31 protein-coding genes are annotated in these 26,363 nt (G+C 49.0%); 4 read left to right on the top strand and 27 right to left on the bottom strand.

Annotated elements, in window-relative coordinates; translation table 11 throughout:
• Positions 1 to 7: 7 nt before the first annotated feature.
• Positions 8 to 241 carry a 30S ribosomal protein S21 gene (gene rpsU / locus IT781_RS08040; protein ID WP_194969631.1) on the bottom strand — a complete coding sequence of 78 codons (234 nt, stop codon included), beginning with the start codon at positions 239 to 241 and terminating at the stop codon, positions 8 to 10.
• Between the two features lie 107 nt (positions 242 to 348).
• Between rpsU and tsaD the strand changes: the two genes are divergently transcribed.
• Positions 349 to 1,359, top strand: coding sequence for a tRNA (adenosine(37)-N6)-threonylcarbamoyltransferase complex transferase subunit TsaD (gene tsaD, locus IT781_RS08035; protein WP_194969630.1), 1,011 nt, complete (start codon positions 349 to 351; stop codon positions 1,357 to 1,359).
• Here tsaD and plsY read toward each other — a convergent pair.
• Entirely contained in the window at positions 1,348 to 1,932 is a 585-nt protein-coding gene (gene plsY, locus IT781_RS08030) for a glycerol-3-phosphate 1-O-acyltransferase PlsY (RefSeq protein WP_194969629.1), read from the bottom strand. The two genes, tsaD and plsY, sit on opposite strands and share 12 nt — an antisense overlap.
• Positions 1,933 to 2,024: 92 nt before the next feature.
• Here plsY and folB point away from each other — a divergent pair, with 92 nt between their 5' ends.
• Positions 2,025 to 2,378, top strand: a complete 354-nt coding sequence (folB, locus tag IT781_RS08025; protein WP_194969628.1) for a dihydroneopterin aldolase — start codon at positions 2,025 to 2,027, stop codon at positions 2,376 to 2,378.
• A 3-nt stretch (positions 2,379 to 2,381) separates the two neighbouring features.
• Entirely contained in the window at positions 2,382 to 2,882 is a 501-nt protein-coding gene (gene folK / locus IT781_RS08020; protein WP_194969627.1) for a 2-amino-4-hydroxy-6-hydroxymethyldihydropteridine diphosphokinase, read from the top strand.
• Here folK and IT781_RS08015 read toward each other — a convergent pair.
• Positions 2,871 to 3,602: a pteridine reductase gene (locus IT781_RS08015; RefSeq protein ID WP_194969626.1), complete on the bottom strand. Its 732-nt coding sequence runs from the start codon at positions 3,600 to 3,602 to the stop codon at positions 2,871 to 2,873. The two genes, folK and IT781_RS08015, sit on opposite strands and share 12 nt — an antisense overlap.
• A gap of 20 nt (positions 3,603 to 3,622) precedes the next feature.
• Between IT781_RS08015 and IT781_RS08010 the strand changes: the two genes are divergently transcribed.
• The gene (locus tag IT781_RS08010) at positions 3,623 to 4,228 is read left to right on the top strand and encodes an arylesterase (RefSeq protein ID WP_194969625.1); all 606 of its coding nucleotides are present in this window, start codon (positions 3,623 to 3,625) and stop codon (positions 4,226 to 4,228) included.
• 14 nt (positions 4,229 to 4,242) lie between these two features.
• Here IT781_RS08010 and tatC read toward each other — a convergent pair whose 3' ends face one another.
• From tatC to IT781_RS07895, 24 genes are all read right to left on the bottom strand, one after another.
• Positions 4,243 to 5,046 carry a twin-arginine translocase subunit TatC gene (tatC, locus tag IT781_RS08005; protein WP_194969624.1) on the bottom strand — a complete coding sequence of 268 codons (804 nt, stop codon included), beginning with the start codon at positions 5,044 to 5,046 and terminating at the stop codon, positions 4,243 to 4,245.
• On the bottom strand, positions 5,033 to 5,359 hold the full coding sequence (gene tatB, locus IT781_RS08000) for a Sec-independent protein translocase protein TatB (RefSeq protein WP_194969623.1): 327 nt from the start codon (positions 5,357 to 5,359) through the stop codon (positions 5,033 to 5,035). Before tatB ends, tatC begins: the two co-directional genes overlap by 14 nt.
• Before the next feature lie 2 nt (positions 5,360 to 5,361).
• Positions 5,362 to 5,577, bottom strand: coding sequence for a Sec-independent protein translocase subunit TatA (locus IT781_RS07995; protein WP_194969622.1), 216 nt, complete (start codon positions 5,575 to 5,577; stop codon positions 5,362 to 5,364).
• Between the two features lie 32 nt (positions 5,578 to 5,609).
• Positions 5,610 to 5,936, bottom strand: a complete 327-nt coding sequence (locus IT781_RS07990) for a phosphoribosyl-ATP diphosphatase (protein ID WP_194969621.1) — start codon at positions 5,934 to 5,936, stop codon at positions 5,610 to 5,612.
• Positions 5,933 to 6,325, bottom strand: coding sequence for a phosphoribosyl-AMP cyclohydrolase (gene hisI, locus IT781_RS07985; protein WP_194969620.1), 393 nt, complete (start codon positions 6,323 to 6,325; stop codon positions 5,933 to 5,935). Before hisI ends, IT781_RS07990 begins: the two co-directional genes overlap by 4 nt.
• Positions 6,322 to 7,098, bottom strand: a complete 777-nt coding sequence (gene hisF / locus IT781_RS07980; protein WP_194969619.1) for an imidazole glycerol phosphate synthase subunit HisF — start codon at positions 7,096 to 7,098, stop codon at positions 6,322 to 6,324. The genes hisI and hisF overlap by 4 nt, the downstream gene beginning before the upstream one ends.
• Positions 7,099 to 7,106: 8 nt before the next feature.
• Positions 7,107 to 7,838 carry a 1-(5-phosphoribosyl)-5-[(5-phosphoribosylamino)methylideneamino]imidazole-4-carboxamide isomerase gene (gene hisA / locus IT781_RS07975; RefSeq protein WP_194969618.1) on the bottom strand — a complete coding sequence of 244 codons (732 nt, stop codon included), beginning with the start codon at positions 7,836 to 7,838 and terminating at the stop codon, positions 7,107 to 7,109.
• 24 nt (positions 7,839 to 7,862) lie between these two features.
• On the bottom strand, positions 7,863 to 8,504 hold the full coding sequence (hisH, locus tag IT781_RS07970) for an imidazole glycerol phosphate synthase subunit HisH (RefSeq protein WP_194969617.1): 642 nt from the start codon (positions 8,502 to 8,504) through the stop codon (positions 7,863 to 7,865).
• A 36-nt stretch (positions 8,505 to 8,540) separates the two neighbouring features.
• A complete protein-coding gene (hisB, locus tag IT781_RS07965; protein WP_194969616.1) occupies positions 8,541 to 9,134 on the bottom strand; it encodes an imidazoleglycerol-phosphate dehydratase HisB in 594 nt (197 codons plus the stop codon).
• A gap of 420 nt (positions 9,135 to 9,554) precedes the next feature.
• Positions 9,555 to 11,366 (bottom strand): translational GTPase TypA, encoded by a 1,812-nt coding sequence (gene typA / locus IT781_RS07960; RefSeq protein ID WP_194969615.1) that lies wholly within the window; start codon positions 11,364 to 11,366, stop codon positions 9,555 to 9,557.
• A gap of 160 nt (positions 11,367 to 11,526) precedes the next feature.
• Positions 11,527 to 11,919, bottom strand: coding sequence for a rhodanese-like domain-containing protein (locus tag IT781_RS07955; RefSeq protein WP_194969614.1), 393 nt, complete (start codon positions 11,917 to 11,919; stop codon positions 11,527 to 11,529).
• Between the two features lie 7 nt (positions 11,920 to 11,926).
• Positions 11,927 to 12,418, bottom strand: a complete 492-nt coding sequence (locus IT781_RS07950) for a bifunctional 2-polyprenyl-6-hydroxyphenol methylase/3-demethylubiquinol 3-O-methyltransferase UbiG (protein WP_228779003.1) — start codon at positions 12,416 to 12,418, stop codon at positions 11,927 to 11,929.
• 92 nt (positions 12,419 to 12,510) lie between these two features.
• On the bottom strand, positions 12,511 to 13,419 hold the full coding sequence (locus tag IT781_RS07945; RefSeq protein ID WP_194969612.1) for a LysR family transcriptional regulator: 909 nt from the start codon (positions 13,417 to 13,419) through the stop codon (positions 12,511 to 12,513).
• 473 nt (positions 13,420 to 13,892) lie between these two features.
• Entirely contained in the window at positions 13,893 to 15,779 is a 1,887-nt protein-coding gene (locus IT781_RS07940; protein WP_194969611.1) for a nucleoside-diphosphate sugar epimerase/dehydratase, read from the bottom strand.
• Positions 15,780 to 15,851: 72 nt separating this feature from the next.
• Positions 15,852 to 16,847 carry a glycosyltransferase family 4 protein gene (locus IT781_RS07935; protein ID WP_194969610.1) on the bottom strand — a complete coding sequence of 332 codons (996 nt, stop codon included), beginning with the start codon at positions 16,845 to 16,847 and terminating at the stop codon, positions 15,852 to 15,854.
• Between the two features lie 8 nt (positions 16,848 to 16,855).
• On the bottom strand, positions 16,856 to 17,806 hold the full coding sequence (locus tag IT781_RS07930; RefSeq protein WP_194969609.1) for an SDR family oxidoreductase: 951 nt from the start codon (positions 17,804 to 17,806) through the stop codon (positions 16,856 to 16,858).
• Positions 17,803 to 18,954, bottom strand: a complete 1,152-nt coding sequence (locus IT781_RS07925; RefSeq protein WP_194969608.1) for a glycosyltransferase family 4 protein — start codon at positions 18,952 to 18,954, stop codon at positions 17,803 to 17,805. The genes IT781_RS07930 and IT781_RS07925 overlap by 4 nt, the downstream gene beginning before the upstream one ends.
• A gap of 634 nt (positions 18,955 to 19,588) precedes the next feature.
• A complete protein-coding gene (locus IT781_RS07920) occupies positions 19,589 to 20,515 on the bottom strand; it encodes a glycosyltransferase family 2 protein (protein WP_194969607.1) in 927 nt (308 codons plus the stop codon).
• Between the two features lie 80 nt (positions 20,516 to 20,595).
• On the bottom strand, positions 20,596 to 21,858 hold the full coding sequence (locus IT781_RS07915) for a lipid II flippase MurJ (protein ID WP_194969606.1): 1,263 nt from the start codon (positions 21,856 to 21,858) through the stop codon (positions 20,596 to 20,598).
• Positions 21,859 to 22,031: 173 nt separating this feature from the next.
• Positions 22,032 to 22,922: an NAD(P)-dependent oxidoreductase gene (locus tag IT781_RS07910; RefSeq protein ID WP_194969605.1), complete on the bottom strand. Its 891-nt coding sequence runs from the start codon at positions 22,920 to 22,922 to the stop codon at positions 22,032 to 22,034.
• Positions 22,915 to 23,823 carry a glycosyltransferase family 2 protein gene (locus IT781_RS07905; protein ID WP_194969604.1) on the bottom strand — a complete coding sequence of 303 codons (909 nt, stop codon included), beginning with the start codon at positions 23,821 to 23,823 and terminating at the stop codon, positions 22,915 to 22,917. The genes IT781_RS07910 and IT781_RS07905 overlap by 8 nt, the downstream gene beginning before the upstream one ends.
• Positions 23,824 to 24,107: 284 nt before the next feature.
• Positions 24,108 to 24,941, bottom strand: a complete 834-nt coding sequence (locus tag IT781_RS07900; RefSeq protein ID WP_194969603.1) for an ABC transporter permease — start codon at positions 24,939 to 24,941, stop codon at positions 24,108 to 24,110.
• Entirely contained in the window at positions 24,938 to 25,069 is a 132-nt protein-coding gene (locus IT781_RS22585; protein WP_255528667.1) for a hypothetical protein, read from the bottom strand. The genes IT781_RS07900 and IT781_RS22585 overlap by 4 nt, the downstream gene beginning before the upstream one ends.
• 36 nt (positions 25,070 to 25,105) lie before the next feature.
• Positions 25,106 to 26,257: a glycosyltransferase gene (locus tag IT781_RS07895; protein WP_194969602.1), complete on the bottom strand. Its 1,152-nt coding sequence runs from the start codon at positions 26,255 to 26,257 to the stop codon at positions 25,106 to 25,108.
• Positions 26,258 to 26,363: the final 106 nt, after the last annotated feature.

Here is a 26,363-nt window from a genome sequence, read left to right as displayed (position 1 = left end):
CCCCATTTTACATCTGAGGACGGCCGCGACGTAAATTTTTCAACGCATAACGTTCACGAGCCAGCTTTTTCAAATGACGCTTAACAGCGGCCGCGCCTTTGCGTTTACGTTCTGCCGTTGGTTTTTCATAAAATTCGCGGCGACGCACTTCTGACAAGACACCCGCTTTTTCACAAGCACGTTTGAAGCGACGAATCGCGATATCGAAAGGTTCGTTTTCTTTAACTTTAACTGACGGCATATTAATGACCCAAATGTGTTAGTATCTAAAAATTAAAAGCCTTGCGGCCCACTGAATAAACAGAACCCTTAATTATACCGTTTACTTTTACAATTTTCAAAAACTCAATGTACGTTCTAGGCATAGAAACATCATGCGATGAAACCGGCGTCGCCATTTATCACTCTAAACGCGGACTGTGCAATCATTTATTGTACAGCCAGATCGAAATGCACAGCGAATATGGCGGCGTTGTCCCGGAACTGGCTTCGCGGGACCACATCCGGAAATTAGTGCCTCTAATCAAGCAATCTCTGCAAGAAAGCCAGCTGTCAAGCGCCGATATTAATGGCATCGCCTATACGGCAGGCCCTGGGCTTATGGGCGCTCTGCTAGTCGGCGCAGCCACAGCCCGCAGTCTGGCCTGGTCATGGCAGATTCCCGCAGTTGCTGTTCACCACATGGAAGGGCATCTATTGGCGCCCATGCTGGAAGCCCCCCCCCCAGCCTTTCCTTTTGTGGCCCTGCTGATTTCCGGAGGACATACGCTATTGGTGCAAGTCGATGGGATCGGTCATTATCGGCTATTAGGCGAATCGCTCGATGATGCCGCCGGTGAAGCGTTTGACAAAACTGCAAAAATGCTGGGCCTCGGTTACCCTGGTGGCCCCAAGCTGTCCAAACTCGCCGAAAATGGCCGGCCGGTTTTTCAGTTTCCACGCCCGATGACCGATAGGCCGGGATTGGATTTCAGTTTTAGCGGTTTGAAAACTTATACCATGAATACGCTTAACGGTTCGCAAAAAACAGAACAGGACAAAGCCGATATCGCTATGGCCTTTCAAAATGCCGTTGCCGACACGCTCAGCATCAAATGCAGGCGCGCCCTGAAACAGACCGGACTAAAGAGGCTAGTCGTGGCAGGCGGCGTCAGCGCCAATAAGCACATACGCGCCTGTCTGACCGAAATGGCCGGCCGTGAAAATGCGGCAATCTACTTTCCTCGGCCGGAATTCTGCACCGACAATGGCGCCATGATCGCTTATGCCGGCTGCCAGCGGCTACTGGCCGGCCAGCAGCAGGAACTTGAAATTTTTGCCCGGCCTCGCTGGCCAATCAGCGAATTGTCAGGTCTTTAATTTGCCTTCTTCGCCGGATATCAAGCGCTGGATATTGCTTTCATGCCGCCACAACAAGAACACCATCATGCCCGCTGAAGCTGCGACTATTGCCGCATCTCCAACAATAAACCAAGCATAAATCGGAGATAAGATTGAGGCTATCAATGCTGATAGGGAAGATATTCTGCCCAGCTTGTAAATCAGGATCCAGGTGCCCATGAATGACAGTCCCAGCCACCAAGAAAACCCGAGCAATACGCCGACTGATGTCGCAACACCCTTGCCGCCCTTGAAACCGAAAAACACCGGATAAAGATGCCCAAAAAACGCGGCCAAACCTGTAGCAGCCTGCAATTCCGCGGGCACCCCCAATAGCTTAGCTATATAGACTGGGATCAAACCTTTCAGCAAATCACCCAGCAAGGTAATGCCAGCCGCCTTTTTTCCACCGATGCGCATGACATTAGTAGCGCCTGGATTACCAGACCCTTGCTCGCGGGGATCGGGCAATCCCATCAAGCGGCAAATAATAATTGCACTGGAAATCGAGCCTATCAGATAGGCAGCCGGAACAAACAACCATTCAAACATTCTATACCTTTTGTCATTCAGAACTTGTAAGCCGGGAGCGTTTCCCCGATACTTAGCCGATTTTAAATCGCACATCATAACCGGAAATCACTATGGACATCATATTTTTAGGCGGACTTGAAATTCAGACTGTTATCGGCATTTACGATTGGGAAAGAGAAATCAAACAAGCCGTCGTTCTTGATATTGAAATGGCTTATGACATCAAAAAAGCCGCTGAAACTGATGATATTCAATATGCGCTTGATTACAAAGCTGTTTCGCAACGCATTATTTCCTTTGTCGAACAAAGCAGTTTCTTTCTGGTCGAAAAACTCATTGAAGAAATCGCTGCCATCATCCGCAATGAGTTTAATGTGCCTTGGGTTAAAATTAGGCTGAACAAGAGGGGCGCTATCAGTAGCGCCAGAGATGTAGGCATCATAATCGAGCGAGGCACAAAGTAAGCTATGCCGCGCGGCTATATCAGTATTGGCAGCAATATAGACAGGGATCACAATATTCCTGCCAGCCTACAGGCTCTTGAGCATTGCTTCGGCGAATTGATTGCCTCAAGCATTTATGAAACCGAGCCGGTCGGTTTTTCAGGTGATCCATTCTACAATCTGGTCGTAGGTTTTGATTCTGATCTGAGTGCAAAAGAAGTCGCCCGACAACTCAGACAAATTGAACTGGATCATGGCCGTGCCCGTGGTTGTAAAAAATTTACTGCCCGAACACTGGATCTGGACCTGATTCTCTATGGCGATCTCGTGCTCCGAGATGAGCAGTTACAGATACCTCGCGATGAAATTGAGCGTTATGCTTTCGTGCTTGAGCCTTTAGCGGAAATTGCACCGACCCTGGAGCATCCTATCAGCCATATAAGTTATGCCGAACTGTGGGATAGATTCGATAAGGCCAACCTCAAGCAAAAGCGCATCACGCCTTCCTGGATGCTAACAAAATAAAGTTCTTCCGCCATCCACAGTCAGAATCTGCCCAGTCATATAATCAGCATCCTTAATTAAAAAAAGCACCGCCTTGGCAATATCGAGCGGCTCCCCGCGTCGCTTTAATATAATCCGCTGCAGAATCTCGGCTTTGTCTTGCTCGGACAACTCGCTCTCAGGCCATAATATGGCGCCAGGTGAAACTGCATTTACCCTAACGTCCGGCCCCAACTCCTTGGCCAAAACGTGAGTCATGGCCGCCAACCCGGCTTTTGCAATGCTATAAACGGGATACCCCCTCAAACCGCGCTCCGCATGAATATCGACAATATTGACAATACAGCCGTTATGATCGGATAAGGTTTCGGCCAAGGCTTTTGCCAGAAAAAAAGGCGCCTTCAAATTACTGCCCAGCAGATCATCCCATTGCTGTTCGGTCACATCCGTAACCGCCGTCGGATAAAACGCCGAGGCATTATTGACCAGCACATGTATGCCGCCCCAGGCCGAGGCCGCCTCTCCGGCAACCGCTGCCAGTTCATGCATGTTCAGCAAATCGGCCTGGATCGTTTTTGCCGAATCGGGACGTTTTTGATTTAATTCATCGCAAAGCTGCAGCGCATCCTCTCTTGACGATCTATAATGTAAAATAATATTGCTGCCTTCACTATGCAGTAAACGCGCACAAGCAGCGCCTATGCGCTTTGCTGCACCGGTAATCAGAATATTTTTTTGCATTTCCTTTGTCCTGCTGAATTATGAGAAAGAAATTATTATCTCTGATCTTCCTTTCGCTTACAGCCTGCAATGATTCGCCCAAAAGTCTGACTAAGCTGCCCGATGACGCCGTCGTTTTAGCCTTTGGTGATAGTCTGACGTATGGTACAGGCGCATCCAATCTCAAGGATTATCCCAATATTCTTGCCGAATTGACTGCGCTTGAAGTGATCAATGAAGGCGTGCCCGGCGAGATTAGCAGCGAAGGCTTGAAAAGATTGCCGGCCTTGCTTGATGAATACCAGCCGAAACTGTTGATCCTGATACACGGCGGCAATGACATGTTAAGAAAAATTCCGCCTAAGCAAACCGCCGATAATCTGAACAGGATGATTGAAGAGGCCGCCAATCGCCATATCGATGTAGTTATGCTTGGCGTACCCCAGCCCAGCTTATGGACATTGACCAGCGCAGATTTTTATCAGCGCATTGCAGAAGACCGGGATATTCCTGTCGATCTCAATACCTTACCCGACATTCTGGGGGACAATGGTTTAAAATCCGACATGATCCACCCCAATGATGCCGGCTATCGACTGATGGCCGACAATATCTTCAAATTACTTCAGAAAGCCGGAGCATTATAAGCCTTCTGTCGCCCCTACTCATCTTCCTGCTTCTCGAGCGCATCCAGCTTGGCTTCCAATACCATATCATCCGCATCGTCGTGCTTGCGCACGAATAAGCGCGAAAACAGCAACCCCACCTCAAACAGCATCCACATAGGAATTGCCAATAACGTTTGCGAAATCGCATCGGGGGGCGTTAATACCATGCCGACAATAAATGCACCAACAATGACATAAGGCCGCTTCTCAGCCAGGCTTTCCGGCGAAGTCAGCCCCGTCCAGACCATGACGATCGTAAAGATCGGCACTTCAAAACAAACGCCAAACGCAAAGAAAATCGTCAAGACGAAATCCAGATACTTGGTGATATCAGTCATAACCGCAACGCCAACAGGAGCCGCCGCCGTCAGGAACTGGAACATCAGAGGGAAAACAACAAAATAAGCAAAAGCCACGCCCAAATAAAACAGAAACGTGCTGGCAATCAGCAGCGGCAGGATCATGCGCCGCTCGCGCTTGTATAATCCCGGCGCGACAAAAGCCCAGAATTGATAAAGAATGAATGGGACGGAAATAAATGTGGCCAAAACAAGCGCCAGCTTGAATGGCGTGAAAAAAGGCGAAGCGACATCAATAGCAATCATCGAGCTATTGGCCGGCATGTAGCGCATCAAAGGCCCAGCCAGAATCGTATAGATCTCATTGGCATAGAAAGACAATCCGCCAAAAACGACCAACACAAACAGCACTACTCGCAACAGACGGCTGCGCAGTTCAATCAAATGGCTGATAAAAGGCTGCTCGACCGACTCTTCTTCGAAATTATTCTGACTCATGCGGCTGTTTAACCTGTGTTACATTCACTTGCTGCGGCTGCTCAATAGAAGATTTTATGGCATTGGCCGCATCGGAAGCATCGTCGAGCATGCGCTGAATCTCTTTCAATTCCGACTGCTCTTTAAATACCTGACGCATTTCTTCGGCTTGCAATTCTTCCCTGATCTCTGCCTTAACGGAAGCGATCATATGCCGGGTCTTGCCAATCCAGAATCCCGCAAGCCGCGCAACTTTGGGCAAGCGTTCAGGACCGACGACCAATAAAGTAACCAATCCGACCATACAAAGCTCTGAAAAACCGATATCAAACATAATCAGATCTCTTCAGTTTTCTTGGAAACGACTTCGCCGTCAATGGTTATCCCTTTTTCTTCGACGACGTTTTTTTCATCTTCTCCGCCTTTAACGGCAGCGCGAAAATTTCTAATGGTTTCGCCCAAATCAGTGCCCAGATTGCGCAGGCGTTTGGTGCCAAAGACAATAATGACAATGGCCAGTACAATTAATAGTTGAGTGACACTTATACCCATTTACAACTCCAAATGCCGACTCAAGATCGGCCTTACTCAATTTGTTGATTACGCCGGGCTTTTTCTTCCAGTCCGGACAAGCCGAAACGCCGCTGCAATTCCTGCAACACATCGTCCGGTCCCAGTCCTTGATCGGCTAATAACACCATGCAATGAAACCAAAGGTCGGCCGTTTCATAAACAATCTGCTTTTTATCGCCGCCTTTAGCCGCAATGACTGTTTCTGTGGCTTCTTCGCCGATTTTCTTCAGTATGGTGTCCAGACCTTTCGCATAAAGACTGGCCACATAAGACTTGTCGGCCGACTCCTGCTTACGCTGCTCCAGAATCTGCGCCAGTTGAGTTAATACGTCGTTCATTGCTTTCCATAAATGGCATCAGGATCTTTCAACACCGGCTCGACAGGCTGCCATTGCCCATCAACCAGACTACGGTAAAAACAGCTTTCGCGGCCGGTATGACAAGCGATACCGCCCTCCTGTTCAATTTTAAGCAGGATAACGTCCTCATCGCAGTCCAGAAACAAGCCCGCGACTTTCTGCCTGTGTCCTGATTCTTCGCCCTTGCGCCATAGTTTATTGCGCGACCTTGACCAGTAAACGGCATAACCTTCCTGGGCCGTCAAAGCTAACGATTCGCGATTCATCCAGGCAAACATCAGTATTTTTCCGGTATCCGCCTGCTGCGCAATCACCGGCACCAGACCATCTGCGGTCCAGCGAATCTCATCAAGCCAGGAAGAACTCATGTCAGACGCACCTCTATCCCGCGCGATGCCATATGTTTTTTTGCCTGTTGAATACTGTATTCGGCAAAGTGAAAGATACTGGCCGCCAATACTGCGTCGGCTTTGCCCTCAATCACGCCTTCGGCCAGGTGGTCGAGATTGCCGACGCCGCCAGAGGCAATCACCGGCACGGCCACTGCTTCGCTGATAGCGCGCGTTAACGGCAAATCAAAGCCTTCCCGGGTGCCGTCCCGGTCCATGCTGGTCAACAAAATCTCACCCGCGCCGTAGGCTACCATTTTCTTAGCCCATTCTACGGCGTTGATGCCCGTGGCTTTACGGCCGCCGTGCGTAAAAATTTCCCAGCGGTTTTCTTCGCCTGGCAGACTGACTTTCTTGGCGTCAATGGCGACCACGATGCACTGAGAGCCGAAACGCTCTGCGGCATCACGCACGAATTCGGGATTGAAAACCGCCGCGCTGTTGATACCCACTTTATCGGCGCCGGCATTGAGCATGCGCCGAATATCGTCCAGCGTTCTGATACCGCCACCTACGGTCAGCGGGATGAAGACTTCGCTAGCGACCTGCTCGACCACATGTACGATAGTGTCGCGATCATGATGGGTCGCGGTAATATCCAGAAACGTGATTTCGTCGGCACCTTCACGGTCGTAGCGCCTGGCAATTTCAACCGGATCGCCGGCATCGCGGATATCGACAAATTTTACGCCTTTCACGACGCGGCCATTGTCGACATCGAGACAGGGAATAATACGTTTAGCTAAGCTCATGATTTTCTTTAGAATGACTCGGCCAGTTTTTCCGCTTCGGCAAAATCCAGCGTACCTTCATAAATAGCCCTGCCGGTAATTGCACCGATAATGCCGTCATCGGCCACAGCACCCAAGGCTCTGATATCGTCCATGTTAGTAATGCCGCCGGAAGCGATGACCGGAATACGGATCGCTCGCGCCAGCTTCGCAGTAGCTTCGACATTGACGCCGGACATCATGCCGTCTCTGGAGATATCGGTATAAATGATCGCTTCGACGCCGTCTTCCTCAAAGTGTTGGGCCAGATCGATCACGTCATGACGCGACAGCTTGGACCAGCCGTCCACGGCGACCTTGCCGTCTTTGGCATCCAGTCCGACAATGATATGGCCTGGAAATTCCAGCGCAACATCTCTGACAAAGTGCGGCTCGCTGACGGCCTTGGTGCCGATAATGACGTATTGAACGCCGGCATCGAGATAGCCTTGAATGGTGTCTTCATCACGAATGCCCCCGCCAATCTGCACGGGCACGTCGGGATACGCATTGACAATGGCATGAATCACAGCCGCATTTTTAGGTTTCCCTGCAAAAGCGCCATCTAAATCGACCAGATGGATTCTTTTGGCGCCGGCCGCTACCCATTTGCCCGCGACGGCGACAGGATCGTCCGAAAACACCGTGTCATCCTCCATACGCCCCTGCCGCAAACGGACGCATTTCCCTTCTTTCAAATCAATTGCTGGTATTAGCAACATACACGTAAAACCTCAATGGTAAATTTAAACCTGTCCATTCCAATGCAAAAAGTTTTTCAGCAGTTGCAAACCGGCTGCCTGACTTTTTTCGGGGTGAAATTGTACGGCAAAAACGTTATCCCTTGCCAAGGCACAAGCAAATGGGTCGGGGTAATTTGCAGTCGCTGCAGTGACGGAAGCCTCATCGGGGCGTGCGTAATAACTGTGCACAAAATAGAATCGGCTGTCCTGCACGATACCGTCCCATAGCGGATGGGGCGCAAAATGAACCTGATTCCAGCCCATATGAGGAATTTTCAGGCGATTGCCGCCGCTGTCTTGCAATGGCTCAGGAAAATGCACGACATGGCCCGGAAAAATATTCAGGCATGGGGTATTGCCGTTTTCCTCGCTATCAGTCAGTAAAGCCTGCATGCCTAGACAAATGCCCAGCAGCGGCTTAGTTGCAGCGACGCTTTTTATCACATCGGACAAACCCGACTGGTTCAGCGCCTGCATACAATCGCGTATGCCGCCGACGCCGGGAAAAACCACCCGGTCAGCGCGCAAAATTGCGTCGGCGTCGGATACTATTCGCACATCCACTTGCGGCGCAGCATGCTGCAGGGCTTTTGCAATCGAATGCAGATTGCCCATTCCATAATCAATAACGGCAACAGAAGACATATAACTCAAGAGTAAAAATTGAAAGCGGATTTGAAACTAAAGACTGCCTTTGGTGGAAGGCATCATGCCTGCCATTCTCGAATCGGCAGCGATGGCCATGCGTATTGCGCGCCCCATGGCTTTGAAGATCGTTTCGGCAATGTGATGAGAATTAGCGCCCTTCAAATTATCAATATGAAGCGTGACGCCGGCATGGTTGACGAAGCCCTGGAAAAACTCGCGGAACAAATCCACATCAAAACTGCCGATCATGGCTTTCGGGAATTTCACCTCGTAAAACAGGCCCGGGCGGCCCGAGAAATCAACCACCACCCTGGACAACGCTTCATCCAGAGGCACATAGGCATGGCCGTAGCGATAAATGCCTTTTTTATCGCCGATGGCTGCAGCAAAAGCCTGACCCAAGGTAATGCCGATGTCTTCCACCGTATGATGATCATCAATTTCCAAGTCGCCTTTGGCATCGATTTCGATGTCGATCAATCCATGTCTGGCGACCTGATCCAGCATATGCTCAAGAAAAGGCACGCCTGTCAGAAACGAGGCTTTTCCTGATCCATCCAGGTTGATTTTGATATTAATTTGAGTTTCAAGCGTATTGCGCTCTACTTCGGCAGTGCGTTGATTCATGATTTCAAGAGCTGAATTAGTGTCTATCGCCATTTTACTATGAATTAACAGATTTCGCAGTGATTGTTAAATCATTGCCGCTTGAATCAGATATACTTTTTTAGCCAAAATACAAACGAAGCCGACCTTAAAAAACGGCAATTCTATGCGTAATCTTTAACCTACATGAATTTCCGCCTTAGCCGGCTTTTTTTCTTGGAACTTTTTGAGAGAATATACACATCGCCAAAACAGGATAAGGATTTCAAGGAATTTTCAATAGGATGTTGCCATGGATGGAAATGCCAACCAAGCTGGCGATTTTAGACCCCGGGGTACATCAGTGCCCCGGGGTTTTTTATTGGATTCAACTCTCTGCCGAACTGCAATTTTGATACAGGCGGACAATACCCGCCCACCCGTACCGCTTATATACGCTGCTTAGCCTTTTGCAGCCCGTTTACGCTCATTCTCGGTTAAATGCTTCTTGCGCAGGCGGATTGATTTTGGCGTTACTTCTACCAGCTCATCCTCATCAATAAACTCCAGCGCCTGCTCTAAAGTCATTTTTTGAATCGGTGTTAAAATCAGGTTTTCATCCGTACCGGCGGCGCGAATATTCGTCAGCTGCTTAGCCTTGGTCGGGTTAACAACCAGATCATTAGCGCGCGAATGGATGCCCACCAGCATGCCTTCATACACTTCATCGGCATGGACCAGGAACAGCTCGCCGCGCTCCTGCAAAGCGAACAACCCATAAGCCAATGCCTTGCCCTGTGTCATGGAAACCATCACACCGCGCTTGCGCGTGCCCAGTTCGCCTTTTTTCACTAGACCGTAGTGGTCAAACACGTGGTACAACAAACCTGAACCTGAGGTAGCCGTCATAAACTCGGTTTGGAAACCGATCAGCCCGCGCGACGGTATCATGTATTCCAAACGAATACGGCCTTTACCGTCCGGCACCATGTTCAGCAAGTCGCCTTTACGCTCACCCATTTTTTCCATGATGGAACCCTGATGGATTTCCTCCACCTCAATCGTCACCATTTCAAAAGGCTCGCACAGTTCGCCGTCGATTTCTTTCATAATCACTTCAGGCCGGGAAACACCCAGCTCGAAGCCTTCGCGGCGCATATTTTCAATCAGGACCGATAAATGCAATTCGCCGCGCCCGGATACCTTAAACTTATCAGGATCAGTGGTATCTTCAACTCTCAGCGCCACGTTATGCTGCAATTCTTTTTCCAGGCGATCGCGGATCTGCCTTGAAGTGACGAATTTGCCTTCCTTGCCGGCAAAAGGCGAGTTGTTGACCTGAAAAGTCATGGTCACAGTCGGCTCATCGACCGTCAACGGCGGCAATGCTTCTACCGCCTCCGGATGGCAGATCGTGTCGGATATTTCCAGCTTTTCGATGCCGGTAAAGGCAATAATGTCGCCGGCGCGCGCCTCAGATACTTCGACCCGCTCTAATCCGTGAAAACCGAAAACCTGCAGCATGCGGCCTTTACGCTCCACGCCTTCGCGATTAAGGATAGTAACAGGCATATTTGGCTTGATCGTGCCGCGCTGGATACGGCCGATGCCGATGACGCCGACGTAGGTGTTGTAATCGAGCGTCGTGACCTGCATTTGGAAAGGCCCGTCCAGATCAACGGCCGGCGGACTGACTTTTTCAACAATCGTCTCGAACAACGGCGTCATATCGCCGCCTGAAACCGATACATCAAGGCCGGCATAGCCGTTCAATGCCGAAGCATAAACAATCGGAAAATCCAGTTGCTCATCCGTTGCGCCCAAGCGGTCAAACAAATCAAATGTCTGGTCAACCACCCAATCCGGACGCGCGCCCGGGCGGTCAATCTTGTTGATGACCACAATCGGCTTTAGACCTAAGGCAAAAGCCTTTTGAGTAACGAATCGCGTCTGCGGCATCGGTCCGTCGACAGCATCAACCAGCAATAATACCGAATCAACCATGGACAAGACGCGCTCGACTTCGCCGCCAAAATCGGCGTGGCCCGGCGTATCAACGATGTTGATGTGATAATCGTTCCAGTCCAGCGCTGTGTTCTTGGCCAAAATCGTGATGCCACGCTCTTTTTCAAGATCATTAGAGTCCATAATCCGCTCTGAAACCTTGGCATGCGCGGCGAAAGTTCCTGATTGTTGTAGCAGTTTGTCAACCAGCGTCGTTTTACCGTGGTCTACGTGGGCAATAATAGCAATGTTTCTTAATTTCTGGATCACTTTTAAATATACTCTAATGTTTAAATGAACAGGCGCGCGGAATCGAGCACGCTCCGGTTAAAAAATCGGGCAGGGAAAAGATGGCGGAGCGCCATCATAACGGCAGTTTAAGAGGATGTCGGACACGCCCGGCTAGCCCAACCTAGACAAGGAAAGGAGATTAACTTTGCTCCCAAGGCAGCCCATGGAAGCGCCAACCGCCCAAGTTACCGCGATGCTTGTCCTCATCCAAAGCACCCTCGAAACCGTCGACAATATTGATTAGATGCTGATAACCCGCCTCTTCCAGCGCTTTGGCCGCATCCAGCGAGCGCTGGCCGCTGCGGCAAAGCAGTAAAACCGGCGCCTGTCTGTCAGGCACAGCCTTTTCGACCTCGGCAACGAATTGTGGATTAACTTGCCAATCAGGCGTCTCTTTCCAGGGAATATGCACGGCACCTGGCGGATGACCAACAAATGTATGTTCCATCTTGGTTCTTACATCCACTAATACTGCATGAGCATTCTTTTGCAAGAAATCCCAGCATTGTCTGGGATCTAAATTTTCTATCATCGTTTAACTAAATCTCTATGTATTTCTGGCCGATAAACTGAGCCTCGCCCCTTAATCCCAGATTTTTATTGCCAATTCGACCATTGTCTCTGTAAAAAATTACACGCAACGGTGAAAATAAGTCCAGCAGCTCGTTTTCTTCCAACAGATAATCAGGATTATTGGGGCCGTGCCGGCCAGCTTTTTCTCGCGTATACGTCTGATAAAAAAGCAATCCGGCCGGGTTAAGTGCATCTATTATCGCATCACTCAAAGCGCGATCAAGAAATCGGCTCACGACGATAACATCAAATTTCAGATCTGCCAAGCTGTAATGATCGATTTTTTGCTGGCGGGCTTCGATATTTAGCCCCTGCTGAGCCGCGTATGCTGTTAGTTTTTCAATCGCAACAGAAGAGATATCCAATGCCGTCACGGTCAACCCTTGTTGCGCTAAGAAAACAGCATTGGCGCCCAATCCGCTAGCTAGATCCAGAGCAGTTCCGGCTTCAGGCAGCAAAAATTCATTGTCGGTCAGGACCTGAGCCGGCACATAGGATTCATGCTCCGACTGACTATAAATACGATTCCATTTATTGACTAACGTATCCATTATTCCGTTCCAGGCATACTGACTCTGTGCTCCAGCCACTCCTGCAGGAAATCCATAAAACTTCTGACCTTGGCCGACAAATATTTTCTATGGGGATAGACCGCATGGATATCCAACGGCGGCAATACGTAATTCTCCAGCACCAGCTTAAGCTTACCTTTTTCTAAATCACTCCCTACGATATAAGTGGGCAGCATAACCAAACCCAGTCCATTAATGGCAGCGATACGAATCGGATGCGCGGCATTGGCTTGCATCCGCCCGGACACATGTATGGTCTTATAGCCGCCTTCATCCTTAAATTCCCATTTATCTCTTGGCGGGATTGCCCAGTTGACCAGACAGCTGTGATGCGCCAAATCTTCCGGCGTCTGCGGGATGCCGTACTGTTCCAAGTATTCGGGCGAACCGCAAACCACTAAGGACGAACTGGCCAGCTTCCGGGCCACCATGCTGGTATCCTCCAAGTCGCCAAGATGGACAGCAAGATCAATCCCTTCGTCGATTAAATCACCCGGACTGCCTTGCAAAATCATGTCGACGTTTAATTCCGGATGTATTTTAAGAAACTCAGCCAAGGCGCGGGAAATATGTGTTGCGCCAATCACTGGCGGCGCACTGATTTTTAAGACACCTCGCGGCTCAGTCTGTAGATGCGTTACAGCCGCTTCCATCTCTTCAACATCACCGAGCACCTGCTGGCATCGTTCCAGATATTGAGCCCCCACCTCAGTCAGGCTCAAACTGCGCGTAGTCCGGTTGAATAAGCGCGTGCCCAGATTACTCTCCAGCTGCATGATGTGTTTAGTTGCCATCGCCCGAGAAATTCCCAGATCACGCGCACCGCCAGCGAAACTTCCTGCCTTTGCCACGCGAACAAAGACATTCATGCTGGTTAATTTATCCACTGCATCTCCTCTTCATCTTAAAAAATAGCCAATTTCAGGTTCTGTTTTTACTATTGAAATACGCTGTCACTTTTCCTGAATATTAATGGTTGACAATAATTCAAAAAATAAGATGTCATAATTGTTTCTTATTATAAAACAATAAATTTATTATTTGTCATATTGTATCCAATAAATATCCTCTGTATAGTGCGCATCAACTGACAGATAGATAAATCGGTCATGCTTAAGCTCATTATTTTGGCTTTCAATAAAAAGCCTGAGCGGTAAAGCTGCCGACCCCGGTCATCCTTCTTATCTTTTTGTAATTGCTGCAACTTGCAGAAATATTGCAATAAAAGTCAAACTGAACAGTTAAGCTCGGCAGGATTAACTACACACTCCTAGTGTTATACCTACAAGCAGATCCTCCTCATAACACTCTGCTTGATTTTTTGCCTCCCTTCGTTAACGCGAAGGGAGGTTTTTTTTGCCTATGGATTAGCCGGCATCAAATCATGCAGCACAATATCTTCCCTGGCTTGATAATCCGGAGCCTCGGCTTGGTATTCGGGCACAAGGCTTCGCAAAACCCTTAAAATCTCAGTTTCATTATCCTGCTGACAGGCCTGAACCAGCTTTTCAATATGCGTTGTCCACAAGGTTTCGTCATATAGCCGCGCATTAGCCAATAATAGTTTTTCATAACCCGTTGATCTGAGCCGCTCGTGCTCATGAAATAATTCCTCGTGCAATTTCTCACCGGGTCTTAAACCGACATATTTAATTGCTATATCCTCTCCGACCCGCTTGCCGCTCAAGCGAATCATTTGCTCGGCCAGATAGGCAATCTTTATAGGCTCGCCCATATCCAGGACAAAAACCTCGCCGCCTTTGCCGGCGACTTCAGCCTGCATAATCAACTGGCAGGCTTCCGGAATCGTCATGAAATAACGCGTAATATCAGGATGAGTGACCGTGACCGGCCCGCCGGCTTTGATTTGCGCCCTGAACAAGGGCACGACACTGCCGGCGGAATCCAGTACGTTGCCGAAGCGCACAGTCATGAAGCGCGTGCCGCCGCGGATGTTCAGATTCTGGCAGAGTATCTCAGCCGCCCTTTTGGTCGCGCCCATGACATTGGTCGGATTCACGGCCTTGTCGGTGGAGATCAGAACAAAGCGCTCGATACCGGCCGCGATCGCCTCTTCGGCAACCGTCTTGGTGCCGATGACGTTATTATGCACAGCCTCTCGCACCTGATTTTCCAGCAGCGGCACATGCTTATAAGCGGCGGCATGGAAAATAACATCGGGCTTTAATTTCTGAATAATGCGGCGCACCGCCAACCTGTCGGTAACATCCCCTAAAACAGCTTTAAGCCTTATTTCAGGGTGGGACGCCCTTAAGTCAGCGTCTATTTTGTACAAATTAAATTCCGACTGATCGAAAACAATAAGTCTGGCCGGATTGACTCTGGCCAGCTGCTTGCAAAGTTCCGAGCCGATCGATCCGCCGCCGCCGGTCACCATGATGCTTTTACCGCAAAGATTGTCGGCAATCAACTGCCAATCCAGATGAATCGGATCGCGGCCTAAAATATCCTCAATCGAAACATCGCGCAGGCTGTCGCGCGAAATCCTGCCTGACAACAAATCCTTAACCGACGGCAAGGTTTGAAAAGGCAGCTCGCACAGTTCGCATGTCTCGATAATGCGCCGCATTTGACTGTCTGTTGCGGAAGGAATGGCGATCAGTACCGTTTCAATATCCAGTTTCTTGACAAATAACGGCAATTGTTCGATATCGCCGACAACCCGGATGCCCCTAATTTCCCTTTTCCACTTATGACGGTCATCATCGACAAAGGCGACCGGTACATAGCCGGAATTGGTTTCACCCAATAAATCCCTGACCAGCATTTCTCCTGCCGCGCCGGCGCCGACAATCAAGGCCCTCTTGCCTGAGCGCTCCATCAGGATATTCTCTTTCCAGAATCGATAGCAGAAGCGGGGCACGCTCAACAGCAGCAACAATAAAAACAAATACAGCGGCAGTACGGCGCGCGGCACGCCTTCGACGCGATTGTACAAAAAGAAACTCAAGGCAATCAGGCCTATGCCGATCATGACCGCTTTCGTGATCCGGATTAAATCCGGCATGGAGGCAAAACGCCAAACGCCACGATACAAGCCTAGAAACCAGAAGACAACGCCCTGGATGGCAATAATGTAAGGCAAATCCTGCTTGATATCCTGCCAGTACCTATCGGGAATGACATCCAGGTTAAAACGCAGCCAGTACGCGCCAAACCAGGCCAAGGCCACCATGGCCAGATCATGGATGAAAATAGTCGTGCGGGAGCGGAATTTAAATTTCACGAATTGGAATAGGCCTGTCATGAAGAAAAGAAACATCATGCAAACGTTGCAGTATACCCAAATAACGTTGGTTCATGCGTTGCCTGCTTCAAACTTAACAGTAACATAAATCAGCGGCAAATAGGCCATTATTAGTCCTGGCAATGCATAGGCCGGATATCTGAACACGACTGACGCAACCGGCAGCAGCCAGAACAAATTAATGGCCCAGACAGCCAGAATCACTTTCAAATGGCCATAGCGTCTTGCAGCATGCTGATAGGCATGAGAACAATGCGCCTCATACCATTTCTGCCCTCCGATATAACGGCGCACCAGGGTAACGGTGGCATCCGTTATAAACACCGCGAACAGAATCAGCCCGACATAAACATAGATGGGCTCCTGGTGTCCGGCCATTAAAGTCAACAACCCCAATACAAACCCCAGAAAACCGCTGCCGACATCGCCCATGAAGATTTTCGCCCGCGGCCAGTTCCACAACAAGAAACCCAGAGAAGCGAAACACAACGAAAGGGCAATAAGCGCAAGCTCATTATCGATAAAGCCCAGAAAGCCGGCCAGAGCCCCTGATATAAATACGGCTTCAGAAGCGGCGATCCCGTCAATGCCATCCATAAAATTGAACAGATTAAGCAGCCAGACCAGATAAGCCATGCCCAACGCATAACCGATAACACCCAGTTCGATGCGCCAGTCGCCCATGACTAATAGCGGAAATCCCTGTACCAATCCAAGCGCGATTACCGCCGCGGCCAGATGGACCAGAAAGCGCCAGCGGGCCGGTATGTGCCTGTGATCATCCCAAAAACCGATGCCGGCCACCAACAGAGCCGCCATTAAAGCCAGAAAACCAGCCAGATCAAGACTGCCGCCAAGAAACAACATCAAGGAAGCCGCGGTAAAGGCCACAACGATGCCTAAACCGCCGCCTCTGGGAGTAGGCATCTGGTGAGAACTGCGCTGGTTCGGAATATCCAGAAGATTCTTCAACGCATAAGCTTTGATGAAATAAACGCTCAGCCACGACAGCGATAATACGCCAATTGACAGTAAGATAATAAGCATGCAGTGTTTTATTGCTTTTGCGCCATGAACCAGGCTACCGTTTTTCTGACTTCTTCATCCACTGAATACGGCGGCATCCATTGCAATTTATTACAGGTTTGCTGAATATCAACTTGCAACGAATCGCAGAGCCGATCTATCTCAGGCTTTTTACCGACTATCTTGCCTAATCCGTATAACCAGCCTAGCGGCAGCGAGAACAATCGCGCCGACTGCCGCATATGAGCCGCCATCATTCTGATCAGATCAAGCGTAGACAGATCATGACCATCGGAGACCAGGAAGACCTGGCCATCAGCGCCGGGATGATCAATACAAGTCTTTATCAAATCACACAGATTATCGACGCTGACCATGCTGCGCTTGTTGCTGACTTTGCCCAGTGGTAAAGGACATCCTGAATTGACCAGTTTCAATAAACGCAAAAAATTGCCTTTAACGCCAGGCCCATAGGCCAAAGGCGGGCGGATAATAACGATTTCCAAACCGGTCTCCGCACTGACTTTTCTTAATACCTGCTCGGCTTCCCATTTGGACAAGCCGTAGGAGTCCCGAGGAATCGCATTGTCATCGGCAGAAAAGGCCCTGTCAGTCTGATCACCGTTTACTTTAATCGAACTCAAATAAATGAAGCGCCTGACGCCATGCGCCGCAGCCTGCCGGGCAAGGTTTTCGGTGCCCGCCACATTGACTTCGCGAAAAGCCCTTAGTGAATCAAGCACCGTTTCCTTCATGACATGCACGCGCGCGGCCAGATGCACTACAACATCAACGCCCTGCAGAGCATCCTGCCATGATGTTCCGGCATTGATATCGCCGACCGCAATGGCGGCCGACTGGCCGGAGATGGATGCGGATGAGCGAACTGCGCCTTTCGCGTCAAAGCCGGCGGCAATAAGCTCCGCCAACAGGATCTTGCCTATGAAGCCATTGGCGCCCGTAACTAACACTTTGTTCATGACAATAATTCTTTATATAAAGACAGTGTTTCAGAAATCACTTGTTGCTCGGAAAAGTCGCGCTCGACAATTTTTCGGCCTTGTTTTCCCATTCTTTTTCTGATCTCCGGATTTTGGATTAATCGCGCAAGCGCCTCTGCCAGCGCTTCTATGTCGCGGGCCGGCACCAGCAATCCGTTAATGCCGTGTTTTACTATTTCGCGGCACCCGGGCATATCAGTCGCCACAATCGCTCTTTCGCAGGAAGCGGCTTCGATCAAAATGCGCGGCACGCCTTCACCGTAAAAAGTCGGCAGCACCACAATATTGGCTTGCGCAAGCAGATTGGGCATATTTTTTTCCGTGCCCAACCATTGTATTGCCCCTTCCCGGTTCCAGGCTTTCAACGTCTGCTCATCAATAGCATTGACCGTTGAATTATCAATAATGCCGGCGACCTGTATCACAAAATTCAAGCCCTGACTGCGCAAGCGTCTTGCCGCCTCAACCAAATCGCCCAGCCCTTTATCCCATAATAGCCGGGCTGCGAACAAAATAACGGGCGCGTCGGTTTCACGTTCAGCGACCGGCTCATAAATATCCGGATCCACGCCGGCCCCGAGAATGGTTACGGCTTCGTGACTGTCGCATAGCCCGGTATTGATGAAATAGGCCCTGTCCTCACTGTTTTCAAACACTATCCTGCGATTGACGTCTTTTCTTTTTGACACTTTATAAAGCAGCCTGATAATAGGCTTTATCAATTTGGTCGATAAGGATTTGCCTGAAAAAATAATGCCGGTTCCGGTAATGCTTAACAGATAAGGAACTTTTAACAGATAAAAAATCAAGCCGACATAAATATTGGGCTTGATGGTAATGGCATGAATGACGTCAGGGGAAATGGATTTAAGTAGTCGGTAAAGCTCGATCAGCCCTTGTAAATTAAAAAAAGGATTCAATGACTTACGGTCGATATTCCATTGATGGCAAGTAAATCCGTATTGGCTGAAGCTGTCAATCAACCGAGGGTCCGTCATGCCCATCACCAGATGCACCTCAGCCCCGGCGTTTAAAGTCGCAAGCGCGCGCTGGAGCCAGTGCAGCTCAAAATACCAGTCTACGTTAATAACGTAGACGAAGACGGGGGCTTTCTTAAGACTATGCAAGACAGATCTCAGTTATAGGCGCATGCCTGATAAAACCGCAGGTTTTCAGCATTCATGCGTACTGCAGCGCTCGCGGATAAAAACAATAACATGATCAACCCCCATCATCAGCAATAAACTGATAGAGAAAAAATCCCTCGGGCGCTGATTGCAAATCGATTCATTTAAAAATAGCATTTTAATTTTTGCCATTAGAGTTGCCGTTATCAGAAACATGGGTTATTAACTTATTTTAGCTGTATCATTCAATAAGCCGCCAAAAGCCTTTAACAAGTTTAATACCTGTTTTTTTTGCACTTTATGCCGGATTATTTCCGGCTAAAAACGTTTTTATTGGCCTTTCCAGCGCTCCAAGCTGCTAATAAAATTCCATACAGCGGCTGTCAAAAAGACCTCTGTCGAAAAATAACTCCGTACTGCATACTGAATAATAAAATTCAGCCGTCACAGTCAGGCATCAGAATATTATCAAGGATAGGCAGTCGTTTAATCAACAAATTACAGGCTTTTTGATTGACAACAATCAAAACCCTGACGCTATATTTTTTGCCAAAGAATGACCAGGCAGAGCTGGCTGGTCAGGAAACCAGGCCGGCACCAGGATTTTCACATGACCATAACGATGCCACAGATGTCAGTGCACGCTGTTTAAGATCAATTGCAATTTTAGAATGAGGTTGTCGGATTTTTTTTGCATGTATAAGGGCATTTCAATCGCGTAACGTATTCTCTTCAATAATCCGGCCTGCCGATAAGCTAGAAACGCCGAAATCAAATGCGAGTCTTCAGTGCTTAAGTCGCTTTTATAGCGTTCAAGAAATTCCCTGGCCTGGGCAATTCTGGAATTTTTCTTCCGATACAAAAAAAACCGTTTAATTCTACCCAGCCACAAAGCGAAGCCGTTTTTTGCGCCGACCACATTGCCGCCATGCTGCCTGTACAGCATAGAGGGTTCCCGGTCATAAATAACTTGCCCGAAGCAGACGGCCACCAGATAGACCCACCAGTCATGCATGATCAAATTTTTTGTATTGACCTGGTGTATTTTTAGGGCGGTCAATAGGCTCCCGTTCATAACTACAGTGCAGCCAGTCGTGATATTTTGCACAATAGCGTTTTTGAAGCTTATCTCTTTTTCAGGCGGCAAAGATTGCCAGAGAAAATCTCCATTTTCATCAACGGCCTTATAACAGGAACAGTACATGACCGGTTCTGATGCGTCCTTTAGCCGGTCAACTGCCCGTATAAGCTTGTCCGGCAACCAGATGTCGTCCTGGTCGGCGAAAGCGACAAACTCGGCATCCGGCGGAATTTTCCTGAGCAAGGCAAAAAAACTGTTGATAACGCCGATGTTGTCGCCATACTCAACTTCGATATGAGCATGGCTTTGGGCAAAGGATGCCAGTATGGCCCTGGTTCCATCGCTTGATCCGTCATCGCGTATATAGAGTTTGATTGATACTGACTGCTGCGCAAGAATGGATTCAAGCTGTTCGGATAGAAATCGCTCGCCATTATAGGTCGAGAGAATAACATAGACTTCGTTCATAGTCGTATTCACGGTTTTTTTCCTGTTCGCGAGTCGTGATAAGGCATGGCTATCACCGTTATTGTGCGTTATTGGCGTTTTTTTGCGCTCTTTCAGTCAGCCTGTTTCAATGCGCGCAGCAGCGCAATATGCAATCCAACAGCGTTCAATAATTGATAAGCGACGATTCCGATTGCGATGCCGACAATACCGATTGCATTGAACGCCAGCGCTTTTATGCCTGCACAAATGAAAAAATTGACCATCGCAAGCCTGACTACCACGCTCGTCCGGCCCAATGCGTAAAGGCAACTGACCGCCATTTGGCCGGCTACGCCTGCGACCAGCATGCCGCCCATCACCATCATAAGCTGCCACAGCACATCGATTTGCCCGGCGCCGAATTTCCCATAGCCGACCAGCAAAGTCAGCGCCCATTTCCCGCACAAGGCGAAAATACCCCATACAGCCAGCGCCATTGTTCCGGTCAGCAGCAGCTTCTGTCGATAATTTTGCCTAAGCCGGGACGTATCGTTTGACTTCATGCTCCTTGCCGCAAATGCCAGCAAAGGCATGGCGAATACTGTATTCGTAAGCGCCAAAAATATCCCGTAGAGCTGGTTGCCGAAGGTCAGCAAGCTGATACTGCCTGCGGAGCCGAATGAGGCCAAGTAACGATCAACGACCGGACCGCTTTTGTTGATTAATTCGCCATACAGCAAAGCGCGCATGCGTTGCCAGACCATTTTGGTCAGCGTCCGGTCGTACCTCGAGTGAGCGCGCCAATCGACCCATTGGAACAACATAACAGCCCATAATCCCCAACGTATGACAACGCCCCAAGCGACCGATACGATGCCATAAACGGGCATTGCATAAAATACGCCGGCCAGCACGACCATACCGGCAATAAATTGTGACAATTCCGGATAAATAAACCGCTGCTCGGCATGATAAGCCGATGTCAACACCGTCGTCAGTCCGCCAAAAACCAGAGTAGCTGACATCACCTCAGCCATTTCAATCGCCCGATCGAGCGCTTGCTTCGAAAGTCCCGGCGACAATAGCGGAACCCACAGATAAGCCGACAAGCTCAACATGGCAGCTATAACCGCAAAGGCAAAAAATGACTGTAACAACAAAGATGTTACGTTCGCGGTCAAATTTTCCCCGGCTAACCCTATCAACAAAGGCACCAATACCCTGATCAGGATATCGCTGAAAATTGTCAGAGGAATTAAGGTCAGCATCTGCGCCGAAAAATAAGCATCGGTATCGGCGCCTGGGCCGATATAGACCAAAACCAGCCACTGGATGGCCATGGCAATAGCCAGATTCAGAGCGGTCAATCCACCCAGCGAAAAGACAAATTTCATTGCTATTTAAGATGTTATATCAAAAATTGGACTATTTTCAGGCTGAATGGACAACATCCATTCGTTTGATGACTGCCATGCCTGGCCCGAATAGCGGCTATGGGTACGCCGAAGTTTGGCAAAGCCAAGGATCCAGAGCAAGCGCAACCTTGGGTTGATAACCCGTTGAGCCGTCAGCCTTTGCTGTCTAAAAAACCTCTAGGCTTAAACCCCAGATCCTGTGCCGCCTCTTCATGATCGAAAACCATATCCTGATTCATGCGAGACGCCATTTCAACGGTCAGCGACTTGAATCGGGGCAGGACCCGCAAACACATGACGGCATATTGAAACACGCCTAATGGCAGCGACAACAAAACAGGCGGTTTTCCGATTGATAAAAATATGCGCTCAACCATTGCCCGGTAAGTCAGCCGTTCTTTACCCGACACAACATAAGCGCGGTTTAGCGCCCGCTCTGAAAAAAGCGCCGAACAGCAGGCATCAACGACATCCTCAACATGCACCGGCTGCCGCTTGCCTGTAGCTTTGCCAAGCAAGGGAAAAAAGCCGAAGCGCTCGATAAAATGCGCTATCCTGGCAATGTTCCTGTCCTTGCCATAGCCATAGATCATGGTCGGCTGGATAATGACCCATTCCACGCCTTGTTTTTCAGCCCAAGCTTTCAAGCTTTCTTCACCACTGATCAGATGCTCGGCCAGCGCCTGCTCCGATGCATCCCTGGATGTCTTTTTGGTAAAGCGACTGGTTGAACTCAACGCCACGATACGGCGAATACCATAGGCTTCCAGCATCGGAAACAACGCTGGCAAAACCCAGATAGGTCCCAGGCTGACCCAATTTTCAATTGCTCGCGTTTCAACAGAATAAGGCGTGGCCACCGGATCGGCCGCGTTCTCATCTAAAACACGCCAACTTAGTTTTGATGCATGACGATCAGGGGTGATTTTCTGAGGTTTGCGCGAAAATGCCGTCATCTCGACATCCAGCCCTGCCAATCTATCCAGGAGACATTCTCCGACAAAGCTGGTCGCACCAATAATCCCTACTTGCTGCTTATCCATTCAACAACCTCAGACGATGCACAATATGACAACTGGTAAAATAAACAACCAGCATGCTGAACCGCAGGCCGATACCCGCGCCGACCAGCCACATTAAAGGCCTTGGATATTGATGGCTGAAAAACTTACGGTAAAAGCGCATCATGCCTTTATGCTTGTGCCATTCCACAAATATGGGACGCGAGCGACTACACATGCCCTTGTGATGAACCACGTGCGCATCCGGCACAAATAGAATCTTCCATTTTTTCTGACGAAAGCGCATGCACCAGTCCAGATCTTCGCAATGCAGGAAATATGCCTCATCCCACAACCCGACATCTTCAATCGCTTTGCGTTTGACCAGCATGCAAGCCCCGGAGATAGCTTCTATTTCGACAGGATGAACCGGCAACGGCTGCTTATTCAGATGAAAATCAAAAAACAGTTTTGGCCAGCGGTGCTCAAATCGAGATAAACCGAAGGCTCTTACAAAAGAGCGCCAAGGTGTGGGAATGGCCCGCCTTCCGCCGCCCTGCTCCCTGCCATCGGGACCAATCAGCAATCCGCCTGCCATGCCGGCCTCGGCACACTCATGGAACACGTCCAGCATGGCTTGAATGGCATCGGGATTAAGCTCACAGTCCGGATTAAGAAACAATATGTAGTCGCCTTTGGCAGCCTGCATTCCGATATTGCAAGCTGCGGCAAATCCCAGATTTCGTGAATTCCGGATAATTTTGACGGTTCCCAACAACTCATCCTGGGCGCTCAAGTTCGCCAGGCTTTGGTCGGAGGAAGCATTATCCACAACAATGATTTCCCCGACTTGACCTGCCGCGGAACGAATACAGCTCAAAAGCATATCGCCCGCATTATAATTGACAGTCACCAGGGTCACAGCATCAAGTTGGTTACTCATCGACCTCGAACTTCTCTCCGCTGCATTGTCTTGCAGGAATAATTTGATTATTTAATTAATTGTCAAATCTTGCTCACTGATGCAGTGAGCTTCGATTGATTAGAGTGCCACCATTATTCAAATAGTAGCCACTTTACCCACAGAATAACTTTGCCCTATCTGTGCAATTGTGAAGTATATCACTGCCATTAAATTAGAGACTATCAGGACTTATGCATTTTGCCCCGCCGGAATGCCTACCCCTACCGTTGTGTAGCGTCAGTGAATAAACGACATCCCGCAGATCAGAGCACATCGGCAAAACCCTTTCTGGTCCTTTGAAACCAGATATAACCTGCCCAGGCTATAACACTAGCGACTAACATATACACACCCAAGCTGGTCCAATCAGGCAATCGTCCCCAAATGAGCACATCACGCGACTGCTCGATAATAAAAGTGAGCGGATTGGCCATGATGACGGGACGGTATTGTTCCGGCAAGGCCGTAACAGGAAAAAACACCGGCGATAAAAACATCATTACCGTGGTAATGATGCCGATGGTTTGCCCGACATCCCGAAGGAATACCCCCAGAGAAGCGAGCATCCAGGCAAGGCCCAGGGCGAGGATAACCAGAGGCAGCAATACGAATGGAATGAAAATTACCGTCCAATGCAGATAGCCGTTAAATATAACAAACGCGGCAAGCAGCACGCTCAAACTGACCAAACTGTGAAACAGCGCCCCTCCCATGCTGACAATAGGCAATATCTCCAGCGGAAACACCACCTTTTTGACATAATTGGCATTGGCCAGAATCAAGCCAGGCGCGCGATTGAGCACTTCGGCAAACAGCCCATGCACAATCATGCCGACAAACAACACCACGGCAAACTGGGTTTTGGTTTCCTCCGCGCCTCCCACGCCCCAACGGGCTTTAAAGACAACCGAGAAAACAAAGGTATATACCACCAGCATGAACACGGGATTGAGAAACGACCAAAACAGTCCCATGACAGAACCTTTATAGCGCCCGACTACTTCGCGCACGGTCATTTGCCTGATAAGCTGCCGGTTACACCATAGGCTTCGTGCCAGCGCCTTGGGTGATGCGGATTGCACGGCATATGGATTCATGGGCATGTCCCGGTTTGTTTCAAAGGTATAGCCTGAATCAAGCAGATGATACCGTTGATTGTAAATTCAATACCCAGATCCGCCGCCTGACTGCCGGTATTGTGGTTGAAACCTTGATAAAATGACATGTAGTTCTCTTGGTGGATGTCTGACACTTACCCTGCCTAGATTATTTTAGATTGTGCCTCTGGTTTGGCGTAAACCACTTCGGCCAGCAATTTCTTATACAACTGCACATATTGTTCACCCATTCTTTTCCCAGTAAACAATTTTTCATATCTTTCTCGTGCCGCTTGTCCCATGCGTTTAGCCAGCTGCTCATCCTGATCCAGTTTTTCCATGGCTTCGCGTAACCGTCTTGAATCGGATGGCGGCACTACAAAACCCGTTTCCTTGTCACTATTGACATAGCTGGTGCCTGTGCCGATTTCCGCAGAAATCAGGGGCTTGCCAAACATGGCGCCTTCCAGCAAAGTGACGCCAAAGGCTTCCGAGCGTAGATAAGAAGGAAAAACAATTGCTCTTGATAATCGAATCAGTGCGACTTTTTCTTCATCGCTGACGTAGCCCAGAAACTGGACATTTTCTAAACCCAGTTCATTGGCCTGCTGCCGCAATTCATTCTCTATCGGTCCCGAACCGACGATGACGACCCGCAATGCCGTATTTTTAATGGCTTCAAGCAGAATACGCAGTCCTTTGTAATAACGAAGCACGCCTATAAATAGAAAGAAACCTTCCCCGCATTGCGCCCGAACGGATTCCATCTGTTCGGCATCTACAACCGGATAGCTGGCGTCATCCAATCCGATAGGAATAATCTCCACTTTTTCGGAAAAAGTCCCCAGGACATCGCTCGTTGCAAAGTAATTGGGCGAGGTTGAAACGATACAGTCAACGTGCGTAAGAAAATACTGCTTTAAGGGACGGTATAACGTTAACCAACCCTTCTGCCTGACAATATCGGAATGATAAGTAACAATCGAGGGCTTCTTGACTTGCCCTAACAAATGAAGCAAGTCGGCAAAAGGCCAGGGAAAATGATAATGCACAATATCCGCCCATTCCACCAATTGCTTGAAGCCTGACAATGCACTGATAGACACACTGCATGAAGCAATTTCAAAGGTCCGGTTAAAACGGTAAACATCGGCCTCTTTTCTCGATATGACAGATTGCCCCGATTGCGGACTTAGGGTAAAAACCCTGCTTTCCACATTATGGCATTTGGTATTACGGCAGATCTGCCGAATAACTTCTTCCAGACCGCCCTGGGTATCGGGAAAATAAGTTCTATAAACATGAAGAACTTTCATTAAAACGCCTGTTGCAATCGATTAACTCGCAAAAATAGAAACCGGTGACAGCTATCTATGTAAATGTAGTGCAGATAGCCAATGCTATATGGTCATAGCCTATCAC

The sequence above is a fragment of the Methylobacter sp. BlB1 genome, assembly GCF_015476545.1.
Taxonomy (GTDB): Bacteria; Pseudomonadota; Gammaproteobacteria; order Methylococcales; family Methylomonadaceae; genus Methylobacter.
The sequence above is the reverse complement of the archived record's forward strand: the minus strand, read 5'-3'. Positions and strand labels throughout refer to the sequence as shown.